This is a genomic window from Nocardia cyriacigeorgica NBRC 100375, from assembly GCF_000308555.1.
GTDB lineage: Bacteria > Actinomycetota > Actinomycetes > Mycobacteriales > Mycobacteriaceae > Nocardia > Nocardia cyriacigeorgica.
Window position 1 is genome coordinate 1 of record NZ_BAFY01000157.1, and the last position, 13,703, is coordinate 13,703.

The 13,703-nt window shown below is 69.3% G+C and carries 10 protein-coding genes; 3 read left to right on the forward strand and 7 right to left on the reverse strand.

From position 1 onward, the window contains the following. Nucleotides 1-864 (forward strand): pyridoxal-phosphate dependent enzyme (locus RJ05_RS15090; protein ID WP_036537848.1); only part of this gene is annotated, 864 nt, incomplete at its 5' end. A gap of 6 nt (nt 865-870) precedes the next feature. Here the strand turns inward: RJ05_RS15090 and RJ05_RS15095 are convergent. From RJ05_RS15095 to RJ05_RS15115, 5 genes are all read right to left on the reverse strand, one after another. Next, the gene (locus tag RJ05_RS15095; RefSeq protein ID WP_036537849.1) at nt 871-1,704 is read right to left on the reverse strand and encodes a shikimate dehydrogenase; all 834 of its coding nucleotides are present in this window, start codon (nt 1,702-1,704) and stop codon (nt 871-873) included. Further along, nucleotides 1,694-3,202 carry an endolytic transglycosylase MltG gene (locus RJ05_RS15100; protein ID WP_036537850.1) on the reverse strand — a complete coding sequence of 503 codons (1,509 nt, stop codon included), beginning with the start codon at nt 3,200-3,202 and terminating at the stop codon, nt 1,694-1,696. The genes RJ05_RS15095 and RJ05_RS15100 overlap by 11 nt, the downstream gene beginning before the upstream one ends. Further along, entirely contained in the window at nt 3,199-3,756 is a 558-nt protein-coding gene (gene ruvX / locus RJ05_RS15105; protein WP_036537851.1) for a Holliday junction resolvase RuvX, read from the reverse strand. Before ruvX ends, RJ05_RS15100 begins: the two co-directional genes overlap by 4 nt. Further along, on the reverse strand, nt 3,756-6,422 hold the full coding sequence (alaS, locus tag RJ05_RS15110; protein ID WP_036537852.1) for an alanine--tRNA ligase: 2,667 nt from the start codon (nt 6,420-6,422) through the stop codon (nt 3,756-3,758). The genes ruvX and alaS overlap by 1 nt, the downstream gene beginning before the upstream one ends. 77 nt (nt 6,423-6,499) lie before the next feature. Beyond that, the gene (locus RJ05_RS15115) at nt 6,500-7,852 is read right to left on the reverse strand and encodes a replication-associated recombination protein A (RefSeq protein ID WP_036537853.1); all 1,353 of its coding nucleotides are present in this window, start codon (nt 7,850-7,852) and stop codon (nt 6,500-6,502) included. 172 nt (nt 7,853-8,024) lie between these two features. Here RJ05_RS15115 and RJ05_RS15120 point away from each other — a divergent pair, with 172 nt between their 5' ends. Continuing rightward, the gene (locus RJ05_RS15120) at nt 8,025-9,686 is read left to right on the forward strand and encodes an alkaline phosphatase D family protein (protein ID WP_085996216.1); all 1,662 of its coding nucleotides are present in this window, start codon (nt 8,025-8,027) and stop codon (nt 9,684-9,686) included. Between the two features lie 143 nt (nt 9,687-9,829). Here the strand turns inward: RJ05_RS15120 and RJ05_RS15125 are convergent, their stop codons facing one another. Next, complete coding sequence (locus tag RJ05_RS15125) at nt 9,830-10,999, reverse strand: phosphotransferase family protein (RefSeq protein ID WP_036537854.1); 1,170 nt, start codon at nt 10,997-10,999, stop codon at nt 9,830-9,832. 192 nt (nt 11,000-11,191) lie between these two features. Between RJ05_RS15125 and RJ05_RS15130 the strand changes: the two genes are divergently transcribed. Further along, nucleotides 11,192-12,127, forward strand: a complete 936-nt coding sequence (locus tag RJ05_RS15130; RefSeq protein WP_036537855.1) for a DUF2189 domain-containing protein — start codon at nt 11,192-11,194, stop codon at nt 12,125-12,127. A gap of 59 nt (nt 12,128-12,186) precedes the next feature. Here RJ05_RS15130 and aspS read toward each other — a convergent pair. Next, nucleotides 12,187-13,703 (reverse strand): aspartate--tRNA ligase (gene aspS / locus RJ05_RS15135; protein ID WP_036537856.1); only part of this gene is annotated, 1,517 nt, incomplete at its 5' end.

The following is a 13,703-nucleotide window of genomic DNA, read 5'->3' on the forward strand; positions in this document are numbered from 1 at the left end:
GCCGAAACGGGCGCAGGCCAGCACGGCGGCGCCGTCGCCGCCGTGTGCGCGATGCTCGGTCTCGAGTGCGTGATCTACATGGGCGGCGAGGACATGCGTCGCCAGCCCGCCACCGTGGCCCGGATGCGGATGCTCGGTGCCGATGTGCGTCCGGTCGAGACCGGGAACCGGCGGGTCAAGGAGGCGATCAGTGCCTCGGTCCGCGACTGGGTCGCCAACCTGGCCGACACTCATCTACTGCTCGGCACGGTGGTCGGGCCCGCACCGTACCCGCAGATGGTGCGCGATTTTCAGACGGTGATCGGCCGGGAGGCCCGCGCCGATATCCTCTGGGCCGAAGGCAGGTTGCCCGATCTGGTGCTGGCCTGCGTCGGCGGCGGCAGCAACGCCCTCGGGCTGTTTCATCCGTTCGCCGCCGACCCACAGGTGGAATTGGTCGCTGTGGAAGCGGCCGGCCGTGGCCGGGCCGACGGCGACCACGCCGCCACCTTGACCGCGGGGAGTCCCGGTGAGATCGACGGTACGTTCAGCTACCTGCTGCAGGATGCCGACGGTCAGATCGTCCACACGCACAGCATCGCCGCCGGTCTCGATTACCCGGGCGTCGGCCCTGAACTCAGTTACCTGCGCGACAGCGGTCGAGTGAGCGCACAGACCGCCACCGACGCCGTGGCATTGCGTGGCATGCGAGCGCTCAGCCGCACCGAGGGCTTGCTCGCCGGCCTCGAATCCGCGCATGCGGTGGGGCACCTGATCGAGCGGGCCGAGCGCGGCGAACTGACACGGAACACGCTGGTAGTGCTGTGCCTGTCCGGAAGCGGCGACAAAGACCTCGGCCTTGCCGCCGAGCGGCTCGATCCATGAGCGGCTTCAGCGCACGCTGTCGAGTGCCGCGGCCATCGCTTCGCGGGGAGCCGGGCGTCCGGTGAACTGCTCGACCTGTCCGTACGCCTGGTTGATCAGCATGTCGAGGCCGCTGACCACAGTCCGTCCGGCGCGGACGACGGCCTCGGCCAGCGGGGTCGGCCACGGGTTGTAGATCGCGTCGAGCACCACCGGCACCGCGGCGACCGCATCGGCCACCACGGCCGCGGCGGCGGGCGGGACAGTGCTCACCGCGGCACCGGAGCGGGCGGCGGCCGCGCCTACCGCGGCCGGGTCGAAACCGATCACGGTGGCGGTGAGCCCGAGCCGGTGCGCGAGATCGACCGCGCTCGCCGCCCGTCCGGCATCGCGGGCCACGATCGTCACCGCGGTGGCACCGAGTTCGGCCAGAGCGAGCAGCGCCGGGCGGGCGGTCCCGCCCGCGCCGAGCACCATGGCTTCCGACAGCGCCGCCACCCCGCCGCCGCGCAGCGCGCCGAGCACACCGTCGACGTCGGTGCAGTCCGCGCGCCAGCCGCCGTCGATGCGCAGCAGGGTGTTGGCCGAGCCGACCAGCTCCGCGCGTTCGGTGCGCTCGGTGGCGTAGGCCAGCGCGGCCTCCTTGCCCGGCATGGTCACCGACAGGCCGACCCACTCCGGGCCGAGCCCGTCCACCAGCCCCGGCAACTGTTCGGCGGTGCATTCGATGCGCTCATAGGTCCACGGCAGACCGAGCGCACGGTAGGCGGCCAGATGCAGCTGCGGCGACCGTGAATGCGCGATGGGGCTGCCGAGCACCGCCGCCTTGCGGACCTCGGCGCCGGAGAACTCAGCGGCCACTGTCGAGGATCCCGCTTTCCATAGCGCGGTCGATATTGCGCAGATGCTCGGTATAGCTCTGGGTGAACAGTGTCGTGCCCTGCTTATCGATGGTGACGAAGTACAGCCACGGCCCCGGTTCGGGTTGCTCGACCGCACGCAGCGCCGCCGCCGACGGCGCCGCGATGGGCGTAGCGGGCAGACCGGCCATGGCGTAGGTGTTCCATGGCGTGCGCCGGGCCCGGTCGGCGTCGGTGGTGGCGACCTCGGTGGTATCGAGGGCGTAGTTGACCGTCGAATCGAATTGCAGCGGCTGGTCGACCTTCAGCCGGTTCACGATCACCCGAGCGACCTTGCCCATATCCTGCGGCAGCGCTTCGCGTTCGACCAGGGAGGCGGCGATCAGCGATTCGTAAGGCGTCAGCCCGGTCTCCCCACCCGATTGCAGCAGCCCGGTGGATTCGTAGAGCGCGGCGCTGGCGCTGACCAATTCCTTCAGGATCTGCTCCGGTGTGCCGCTCGGATCGAAATCCCAGCTGCCCGCGGCGATCAGCCCCTCCAGCTGACGGGCGCGGTCGGGCACCTGACGCACCGATTCCATCGCCCATTCCGGCACCCCGAGCGCGGCCAGATCCATGCCCGCGCCCGCGGCCTCGAGCTCCTGGTAGGTGACGCAGTCGGTGCCGATGCAGCTGGCCGCGGCGATCTTGGTGTAGATGCCTTCCTTGCGCGCCCCGGTGTTCACGTCGTGCTGGTCGTGCAGCTGCCTGCCCTCGGAGATGACCAGATTGCCCACTCGCGAGTCGGGTTTCACCAGCGCGGCCACCGCATCGGCGGCCGGACTGCGGCTCGGAATCGCGTAGTACCCGGGCTGCACCGAGTTCATATTCGAATTGCGCACGGCGGCTTCGTAGAAGGCGGCGCTACTGGCGACGACGCCTTTGGCGGCCATCGTGTCGGCGATCTCGGTCGCGGTTTCGCCCGGATGCACCCGAACCACCACCGGCGGCCCGGCCGGGCCGGCGAAATCCTCGGCGGGGGTGTAACCATCCATCAGCTTCATGCCCGCGAAACCGGCCGCGCCGACGAACAGTACGGCGAAGACCGCCGCGACGGCCAGCATGGTACGCCTGCGGCGTTTGCGCTCGGCCGCCTTCCTGGAGGCGACCCTCGACTTCTTCTTGGAACGCGCACCCGGGCGTTGCCGTGCGCCGCGCCGGGCTTCGGCCGCATCCGCCCTCGGCCGCGACCGCGCCGCGCTCTTGGTGCGGGTGGCCGTGCGCCGGACCGGTTCCGGTTCGGGCTCCGGTTCCGGTTCGATCAGGTCATCGTCGTCGGTGTACCGGGGGATGACGGTGGTGTCGTCATCGTCGAGGTAGTTCCACTCGTCCCCGGCGCTCCCGGCCACATCCGCTTCCGCGCGACTGTCTCGCCCCCACGCTTGATCGTCGCGGCGGTAGCGCCGGTCGGCTTCCTGCTGACGGTAGCGTTCTTCGGCCCGCGCCCACCGATCCGTCATGCATCGTCTCCGGACGACGCGCGGCGTACCGCTTCTTCGACCGACTTCAACACCGAACTCCGTTCGTCCAACCATCCCTGCAGGATCGACACGGCAGCCGCTTGATCGATCACCTGCCGCTGGCCGCGTGCGCGAACTCCGCTGTCCCGCAATGCACGTGCAGCTGACACCGTAGTCAAACGTTCGTCGGAAAGCCGTACCGGCACCGGGGCGACCACCGACCGCAAACGATCGGCGAATGCGATTGCCAGCGTAGCGGCAGTACCCTTTTCCCCGCGTAAGGTGCGCGGCAAGCCGACGATAATTTCGACGGCCTCGTATTCCCGCACAATGTCGGCAATTCTGGCGATGTCGGGGCCGGGCCCGCCCGCGCGCGGGTTCGGTTTGGCGCGCGGCACGGTTTCCACCGGGGTGGCGAGGATGCCGTCGGGGTCGCTGGAGGCGACCCCGATGCGCACGCTGCCGACGTCGATGGCGATACGCCTGCCCCGTCCCGGGTCGGTGGCCGGATCCGGCCGATCGCCCCGATGCTCGGTGCTTGCGGGTTCACCCATCAGCCGGCGAGTTCGGCCACCCGAGCACGGACCGCGGCCAGTCCGGCCGCGATACCCGACGGATCCGAGCCCGCGCCCTGGGCCATTTCCGGCTTACCGCCGCCGCGCCCGGAGATGGCCGGGCCGAAGCCGGCCACGAGATCACCGGCCTTGACGCCGAGTTCCTGGGCCGGCTTGTTCACCGCGACCACGAACGGCACCTTGCCGTCGGTGTTGCCGAGCAGCACCACGATGGCGGGGTTGCTGCCGAGCCGCCCGCGCACGTCGGTGGCGAGCGTGCGCAGATCGCCCGCGGTGATGCCCTCGGGCGCGGCAGCGGCGACCAGCAGCAGGTCACCGAGACGCTCGGCGCCGTCGGCCAGCGTGCCGGCGGAAGCGAGCACCGCGGCGATCTTGGTGCGTTCGAGTTCCTTCTCGGCCACCTTCAGCCGCTCGACCAGCTGCTCGACGCGGGCGGGGACCTCGTCGGAGGGCACCTTCAGCGCGGAGGCGACACCGGCCAGCAGCGCACGCTCCTTGGCCAGGTACTTGTAGGAATCCAGGCCGACGAAGGCTTCCACGCGCCGTACACCGGAGCCGACCGACGACTCACCGAGCAGGGTGATCGGGCCGATCTGCGAGGAGTGCTGCACATGCGTACCGCCGCACAGCTCCATCGAGAACGGGCCGCCGATCTCCACCACGCGCACCTGATCGCCGTAGTTCTCGCCGAAGAGCGCGAGCGCGCCCATCTGCTTGGCCTTGGGCAGGTCGGTGATGAAGGTGTTGACCGGGTAGTCGGCGCCGACGCCGTCGTTGGAGACGGCCTCGATATCGGCCTTCTGCTGTTCGGAGAGCTGGCCCTGCCAGTTGAAGTCGAAGCGCAGATAGCCCGGCTTGTTCAGCGAACCGGCCTGCACGGCGTTGGGGCCGAGCACCTGACGCAGCGCGGCGTGCACCATGTGGGTGCCCGAGTGGCCCTGGGTCGCGCCGCGCCGCCACGCCGGATCGGCCTGGGCGAGCACCACGTCACCCTCGGTGATCTGGCCCTGCTCCACCGTGCACTTGTGCACCCACACCTTCTTGGCGATCTTCTGCACGTCGTTGACCCGCAGTTTCAGCCCCGAAGCGGTGATGGTGCCGCGGTCGGCGATCTGACCACCGGACTCGGCGTAGAGCGGGCTGCGGTCCAGGATCACCTCGACATCGTTGCCCGCGGTGGCCGTCGGCACCCGCACCCCGTCGGCGATCAACGCCAGCACGTGCGCCTCGGAGGTCAGCTCGTCGAAACCGGTGAACTCGGTGGCGCCGCGGTCGACGAGCTCCTTGTACACCGACAGGTCGGCGTGCGCGTGCTTGCGGGCCTGAGCGTCTTCCTTGGCGCGGCGGCGCTGCTCGGCCATCAGCGAACGGAAGCCCTCTTCGTCGACCGAGAGCCCGGCCTCGGCGGCCATCTCCAGGGTGAGGTCGATGGGGAAGCCGTAGGTGTCGTGCAGGGTGAACGCGTCCGACCCGGCGATGGTCTTGCCACCGGCGGCCTTGACCTGCTCGGCGGTGTCGTCGAACAGCTTGGAGCCGGTGTTGAGCGTCTTGAGGAACGCGGTCTCCTCGCCCACCGCGACGGTCTCGATGCGGCCGTAGTCGGTGGCCAGTTCCGGATACGACGGCGACATCAGCTCGCTGACGACCTTCATGAACTCGCCCATGACCGGCTTCTCGGCCCCGAGCAGCCGCGCCGAACGGACGATGCGCCGCAGCAGGCGGCGCAGCACGTAGCCGCGGCCGTCGTTGCCGGGGTTGACGCCGTCGGCGATCAGCATGGCGGCGGTGCGGGCATGGTCGGCGATGACGCGGAAGCGCACGTCGTCGGCGTGCTCGACACCGTAGGAGCGCCCGGTGAGCGCCTCGGCCTTGTCGATGATCGGGCGCAGCAGGTCGGTCTCGTAGACGTTGTCGACGCCCTGCAGCAGCAGCGCGATGCGCTCGATGCCCATGCCGGTGTCGATGTTCTTCTTCGGCAGCACCCCGACCGGCGGATGGCCGAGCTTGGGGCTCAGCTCGCCGCGGATGTCCTGCATGAAGACCAGGTTCCAGATTTCGAGGTAGCGGTCCTCGTCGGCGACCGGGCCGCCATCCTTGCCGTATTCGGGGCCCCGGTCGTAGTAGATCTCCGAGCAGGGGCCACCGGGCCCGGGTACGCCCATGTCCCAGTAGTTGTCCTTGCCGTCACGGAACTGGATGCGCTCTTCGGGGATCCCGGCGACGCGACGCCAGATCTCGGCGGCCTCCGGATCGGATTCGTAGGCGGTGACCCAGATGCGTTCGGGGTCGAACCCGTAGCCGCCATCCTCCTGCGACTTGGTGATCAGCTCCCAGGCGAAGGCGATCGCGCCCTCCTTGAAGTAATCGCCGAAGGAGAAGTTGCCGGCCATCTGGAAGAAGGTGTTGTGCCGGGTAGTGATGCCCACTTCTTCGATATCCCCGGTGCGCACGCATTTCTGCACGCTCGTCGCCCGCGGGAACGGCGGGGTTTCCTGGCCGAGGAAGTACGGCTTGAACTGGACCATGCCCGCGTTGACGAACAGCAGGTTCGGGTCGTCGAGGATCAACGAGGCGCTGGGCACCTCGGTATGCCCGGCGCGCACGAAATGGTCCAGGAATCGCCGTCGGATCTCGTGGGTCTGCACAAATATCCAGCCTACCGGTGCGGCGCACCCGGTTTTTCATCGAGTCGGCCGAGCAGCTCACACCTGCTGCCCGCCGCTCACTCGCCGCGAACGATGCGGCGCAACTTCTCGACGCGGGGACCGACCGCGCGCTCATGGCCGTGGTCGGTCGGGTGGTAGTAGTCGACGCCGACCAGTTGGTCGGGCGGATACTGCTGGGCCAGCACTCCGCCCGGATCATCGTGTGGATAGCGATAGCCCTGCGCGTTGCCGAGTTTCTCCGCGCCCGCGTAGTGGCCGTCGCGCAGATGCGGTGGGACCGCACCGGCCTTGCCCGCCGAGACGTCGGCCATCGCGGCCCCGATCGCCGCCACCACGGCACCGGATTTGGGTGCGGTGGCCAAGTGGATGGTGGCTTGTGCCAGCGCGAGGCGGCATTCGGGCAGTCCGACCAGCTGGACGACCTGCGCCGCCGCCGTGGCGGTCTGCAATGCCGTCGGATCTGCCATGCCGATGTCTTCACTGGCATGGATCATCAGCCTGCGCGCGATGAACCGCGGGTCCTCCCCCGCGCTCAGCATTCTGGCCAGGTAGTGCAGCGCGGCGTCGACGTCGGATCCGCGAATGGATTTGATGAACGCGCTGATCACGTCGTAGTGCTGATCGCCTGCCCGGTCGTAGCGCACCGCCGCCTTGTCGACGCTGGCCTCCACCAGATCGACATCGACGGTGCCGTCCAGCGAGGACTCCGCCGAGGCCTCCAGCGCGGTGAGCGCACGGCGGGCATCACCGCCGGCGATGCGCACGATGTGGTCGAGAGCGGCGTCGGTGACGGTGTACTGCCCGTCCAGTCCGCGGTGATCGGCGATGGCGCGCCGAAGGACCGCGCGGATGTCGTCGTCGGTGAGCGAGCGCAGTTGCAGCACCAGTGATCGCGACAGCAGTGGCGACACCACCGAGAACGAGGGGTTCTCCGTGGTCGCGCCGACCAACAGCACGATCCGGTTCTCCACTGCGGCCAGCAGCGCGTCCTGCTGGGTTTTGGAGAAGCGGTGTACCTCGTCGATGAACAGCACCGTCTGCTCGCCCGCGGTCAGCCGCCTGCGTGCCAGGTCGATCACCGCGCGCACCTCTTTGACACCGGCCGACAGTGCCGACAGTGCCTCGAAGCGCCGACCGGTGGCCTGGGAGATCAGCGAGGCCAACGTCGTCTTGCCGGTGCCGGGCGGGCCGTACAGCAGCACCGAGGCCGCGCCCGAGCCCTCGATCAGCCTGCGCAGCGGCGAGCCGGGGCCGAGCAGATGCTGCTGGCCGAGGACTTCCTCCAGCGTGGCCGGGCGCATGCGCACCGCCAGCGGCGCCGCCGCCCCTGGGCCGCGGAAGGTGATGTCGGCATCGGAGGCTCCCGGCGCCGACGCAGCGCCGGGCACGTCGAACAGCCCGTCGCTCATGACACATCCCCTCCGGCGCTCGGCCTCGCCACGAGCGCCCGCTCGGCCGCGTTGATAGTTCGCTCGCTCATCGACGATGACGCTACCGGCCGGGTACGACACACCCGGCGCGCGGATCGAAACGGCACGCGGCGGTTCGATTTGCGAGCGCCCGGCCGATGGGCTGTGATCAATGATCGTGGCTGAAAACGTGCTCGTTTCAGATACTGCCGTGGTGCGTCGTCGCACGGTCTTGACGGGTGGCGCGGTCGCCGCGGCCGGGGCAGGTCTCGCGCTCGCCGCACCGGCCTGGGCGAGTACGCCGGTATTCCGCCATGGCGTCGCGTCCGGCGATCCGCTGCCCGATGCGGTGATCATCTGGACCAGGGTCACCGTCGCCGAGGACGCGACACCCGGTTCGGGTACCGGCGCCCCCGCGGCCGTGCGCTGGGAGGTCGCCGCGGACGAGAACTTCGCCGCGATCACCGCTTCCGGGTCGGCCACGGCGACCGCCGACAGCGACCACACCGTGAAGGTCGACGTCACCGGTCTGGCTCCGGGCTGCGTCTACTTCTACCGGTTCACCGCCCTCGGCCGGCGTTCGCCGGTCGGGCGCACCCGCACCGCGCCTGCCCTCGGCGCCAGTCCCGACCGGCTGCGCTTCGGTGTGGTGTCGTGCGCGAACTGGGAGGCCGGGTTCTTCGCCGCCTACCGTCACCTGGCCGACCGCGCCGACCTCGACGCCATCGTGCATCTGGGCGACTACCTGTACGAATACGGACGCGGCGAATACGGCGGCCGGACCGGCTCGGCGCGTCCACACGATCCGGTGCACGAAATCGTCTCCCTCGCGGACTACCGCATCCGCCATGCTCAGTACAAAACCGATCCCGACCTGCAACGCCTCCACGCGCTGCTGCCGTTCATCTGTACCTGGGACGATCACGAGTCCGCCGACAACTCCTGGTCCGGTGGTTCCGGCACCCACGATCCGGCGTCGCAGGGTTCCTGGGCCGACCGTAAAGCGGCCTCGGCGCGGGCGTATCTGGAGTGGATGCCGGTCCGGGCGTCGCGTTCGGGTTCGGGTGTGCAGATCTATCGCCGGCTGCGGTTCGGCACCCTGGCCGAACTGTCGATGCTGGATCTGCGCAGCTACCGCGACCAGGAGGTGAAGCCGGGCGCGGGCTGGCGTGAGGTGGACAATCCCGAACGCACCCTCACCGGGCGCGCGCAGATGGACTGGCTCACCGCCGGGCTGGCGTCGTCGACGGCGCGATGGAAGCTGGTGGGCAATTCGGTGATGATCGCGCCGCTGGTGTTTCCGCCGCTGGATCCGGCCACGACCGCCGCCTTCACCCAGGCGTTGGGTATTCCGCAGTCGGGCCTGCCCGTCAACGCCGACCAATGGGACGGCTACACCGCCGACCGGGCACGGCTGTACCGGTCGATCACCGAGCACGGGGTGGCGGACGTGGTGTTCCTCACCGGCGATATCCACTCCTCGTGGGCGGCGGATCTGCCGGTGAACGCCGCCGATCCGGCCGGGCCCGGCGTCGGTGCGGAGTTCGTGGTCCCATCGGTGACCTCCTCCAGCCTCGGTGAGCTGCTGCAAGCACCGCCGCGCACGGCCGCGGTGCCGGTGGAGGAGGCGATCAAGGGCGTCAACCGGCATCTGCGCTATGTCGAGTTGGATTCGCACGGGTTCGGTGTGCTCGAGGTGACCGCCGCGCAGGCGCAGATGGACTGGTTCTACGTGCTCGATGTCGCCGACGCGCGAACGGGCGTCCGCCATGGCGCGTCGTTCGCCGTACCGGCGGGCGGCCGAATGGAGCCGAGGACCGCTCCCGCGAGCTGACCGGTACGCTCTGCGCGCTCACCACGTTGGCTCCCCGACGATGAGGGCGAGTGGCGCGAACAGGGCCGCACGGAGTCGAGGCGATCAACGGCCCGGCGCGGGTACGACGGTGCGCACCCGCCCCGGATCCGGTTTTCCTGCCGCTATTCGGCCCAGCGCTCCACGAGCACGGCCGTCATCGCCTCGGCGAAATCGCCGATGACGTCGTCGCCGGTGACGCGAGCGTCCTCGGCGAGGGCGGCCCAGCGGTTGATCAGCGCCTCCGAGCGCGGCACCGACAGCCCGTGTTCACGGGCGGCGGCGATACGGCCGTGGTCGGCGGGCAGGAACCAGTAGGTGGACAGCCACACCCAGATCAGGCGTGCTTCCAGGATCTTCTCGGCGAGCAGGCTGTCCTCGGCGAGGGCGGGCCAGACGCCGACGACCTCGGCGCGCCAGGCCTCGACCATGTGGGCGGCCCGCTCGCGCGACAGCTCCACATCGCACAGGCAGCCGGGGAAGGACACCAGCGCGTAGGCGATGTCGAGGGTGGCGTCGCGGAATCCGCCCCACTCGTAGTCGAGGATGCGGGCGCCCTCGTCGTTGAGGATGACATTGTCCGGGCACAGATCCGAGGGACTGAAGGCACGGAACCGGCCACCGGAGAACAGCCGGGCCCCGTGAGTGATCTTGGTGGCCAGCTCGTCGGGGACCTCGATGCCGAGTTCACGCTGCAGCAGCGCGGGGACCTCGGCGACGGCCGACTCGGCCTGCTGGGCGATGCCGTCGATGCGGTGGGCCACATCCACCCGGCGCAGCAGCGCGACGAAATCGGCTTCGCGGCCAACCGTCGCCGCATGCATCCGGCCCAGTGCCTGGGCGAAGGCCATCATGGCGTTCTGGGTGGCCGGTTCGGCTCCCGATCGCAGCACGGTGGTGAGCGAGGTGTTCTCCCCCAGGTCGCTGAGCACGAGCAGCCGATCGGGCAGGCTGTGGGCGATGAGGTAGGCGCCGGGACGCTGTTCGCGGCTGAGCGCGGTGGTGAACTGGTAGGACACCGCCTCACGCAGGAACGCGGAGTCGATGCTGGCGACACCGGGCGTGATGCCCGCGTTGCGCGGCAGCGGGACGGCGCCGCGCACCTGCTTGAGGATCAGGGTGCGCGGTAGCGAGAAGGCGTTCTCGGCAACCCGCACGCGTAGGACCGTCGTCCTACCACTACCGCTGAGTTCGATCGGATCGCTCAGCTTCACCGGAGCACCCATGCGCTTTGTGAGCAACTGTTGTGCTGCGGACACGACTTCGGTGGCGCGTTCGGCCAATAGTGCGGTCATCACAGATCAAAGTACTCGCATCGGGTCACTTCTAGCGAGCGGTTGGGCAACCTTTCCGTGTCGCTCGGCGTGTCCGCGCGCCGCTCTGGTAGTGCGCACCGATCACTTGAGACGATGTCAGCCGTGCTGTTTCCTGGTCGTCAACTACCGTGCGCCACACCGCAAACCAGCTGACCCGAAAGGTCGACCACCGTGACCGACACACCATCCGCCACGCCGCAGCCGTCCGGCGACAAGCCCGCGCCGGGCGGCGGCACCGGGCAGGTCCCCGGCGGCGACCCGTCCGCGCCCTACCCCGCCGGCCACGGCCGTCACGAAATGCCGGGCGCCGCAGGATACCCGCAGTTCGAGGGCCCGGGCGCGGCCCAGTACGGCAACGAACCGGTCGAGCCGGCGCCGCCGCTGGATCAGACACGAGCGCAGCCGACCTACGGCCCACCGGGTACCGGCCCCGACCCGCAGGCACCCACCTACGGCTACCTGAATCAGACCGGCACAGGTGTGCCCGCGCCGCTGGATGTCGGCCACGCACTCAGTTACGGCTGGGAGAAATTCCGGCGAAATCCTGGTCCCTGGCTGGCGGTGAGCGCGCTGGGCCTGGTGATCTATCTGCTGTTCGTGGCGGTCGTGCAGGTCCTCGCGCCGCGCTCGGCGCTGACGGTGCTGTTCATCTTCCTCGCGGTCATGGTGGGGCTGTGGCTGCTGCAAGCGGCGATGGTGCGCGGCGCGCTCTATGAAACCAACGGGTATCCAGCGACTTTCGGCTCCTACTTCCACCTCGGCAACGCGGGCAATGTGTTGCTCACCGCGGGGCTCGCCTTCCTGGCCACCACCCTCGCCTCGGCGTTGTGCCTGCTACCGGGCATCGCCGTCGGGATGGGATGCATGTTCTCGCTGCATTTCGTCCTCGATCAGAACCAGAGTCCGGTCGAGGCCATCACCTCGAGCGTCAAACTGGTGATCACCAATATCTGGCCGGTGATCCTGCTGACGCTCACGGTCCTGGTCGTCGCGTTGCTCGGCCTGCTGGCCTGCGGTTTCGGGCTGCTGGTCGCCGGTCCGGTGGCGACCATCGCCGTCACCTACGCCTACCGCACCATGACCGGAGGACACGTCTCGGCGATCTGAGCAGCTCTGATACGACGATGGCCGGCCCCGCGCGGGGCCGGCCATCGAGACGGAAGTCGCTACCGCTTGGCGGTTTCGGACCCGAGGGGTGCGCCGTCGGCCGAAACCTCGGTCACGCCCTTGATTTCCGGCTTGGCATCGAGGCCGGCTTCCTTACGCTGCTGCGCGGTGATGGGCGCGGGCGCATCGGTCAGCGGGTCGACCCCGCCACCGGTCTTCGGGAAGGCGATCACCTCGCGGATGGAATCCATGCCGGCCAGCAGTGCGGTGATCCGGTCCCAGCCGAAGGCGATGCCGCCGTGCGGCGGTGCACCGAAAGCGAAGGCGTCCAACAGGAATCCGAACTTCTCCTGGGCCTCGTCGTGGCTGATGCCCATCACCTCGAACACCCGTTCCTGCACATCGCGGCGATGGATACGGATGCTGCCGCCGCCGATCTCGTTGCCGTTGCAGACGATGTCGTAGGCGTAGGCCAGCGCGGAGCCCGGGTCGGTGTCGAAGGTGTCCATCGACTCCGGCTTCGGCGAGGTGAACGCGTGATGCACCGCGGTCCAGGCCGAATAGCCCAGCGCGACATCGCCGCTCGCGGTCGCCTCGGCAGCCGGCTCGAACATCGGCGCGTCCACGATCCACACGAACGCCCACGCGTTCTCGTCGATCAGGCCGACCTTGCGCGCGATCTCACCACGCGCGGCGCCGAGCAGCGCGCGCTGCGCCTTGGGCGCTCCGGCGGCGAAGAACACGCAGTCACCCGGCTTGGCACCGACGTGGTCGGCGAGGGTGGCGCGTTCGGTGTCGCTGAGATTCTTGGCGACGGGGCCGCCGAGCGCACCGTCCTCGTCGATCAGCACGTAGGCCAAGCCCTTCGCGCCGCGCTGCTTGGCCCATTCCTGCCAGGCGTCGAGCTGACGGCGCGGCTGGCTCGCGCCACCCGGCATCACCACCGCGCCCACGTACGGAGCCTGGAACACCCGGAACGGGGTGTCCTTGAAGAACTCCGTGCATTCGGTGATCTCCACCCCGAAGCGCAGGTCCGGCTTGTCGGTGCCGAAGCGACGCATCGCCTCGTGGTAGGTCATGTGCGGAATCGGGGTGGGAATCTCGTAACCGATGAGTTCCCACAGCGCCACCAGGATCTCCTCGGCCAGCAGGATCACGTCCTCCTGGCGGATGAAGCTCATCTCGATGTCGAGCTGGGTGAACTCCGGCTGACGGTCGGCGCGGAAATCCTCGTCCCGGTAGCAGCGCGCGATCTGGTAGTAGCGCTCGATACCACCGACCATCAGCAACTGCTTGAACAGCTGCGGGCTCTGCGGCAGGGCGTAGAAGTTGCCCGGCTGCAGCCGCGCAGGCACCAGGAAGTCGCGGGCGCCCTCGGGGGTCGAGCGGGTCAGGGTCGGCGTCTCCACCTCGACGAATTCGTGGCGGGCCAGCACCCGGCGGGCGGCGGCGTTCACCTTGGACCGCAGCCGGATGGCATGGGCCGGGCCCTCCCGGCGCAGGTCCAGGTACCTGTGGGTCAGCCGGGCCTCTTCACCGGGCTGCTCGTCGAGCTGGAACGGCAGCGGCGCGCTCT

Coding starts and splice junctions, on each gene's coding strand:
- RJ05_RS15100 (WP_036537850.1), bottom strand. CDS start 3,202: ATGACGGATCGGTGGGCGCGGGCCGAAGAACGCTACCGTCAGCAGGAA.
- ruvX (WP_036537851.1), bottom strand. CDS start 3,756: ATGGGTGAACCCGCAAGCACCGAGCATCGGGGCGATCGGCCGGATCCG.
- RJ05_RS15115 (WP_036537853.1), bottom strand. CDS start 7,852: ATGAGCGACGGGCTGTTCGACGTGCCCGGCGCTGCGTCGGCGCCGGGA.
- RJ05_RS15120 (WP_085996216.1), top strand. CDS start 8,025: ATGATCGTGGCTGAAAACGTGCTCGTTTCAGATACTGCCGTGGTGCGT.
- RJ05_RS15125 (WP_036537854.1), bottom strand. CDS start 10,999: ATGACCGCACTATTGGCCGAACGCGCCACCGAAGTCGTGTCCGCAGCA.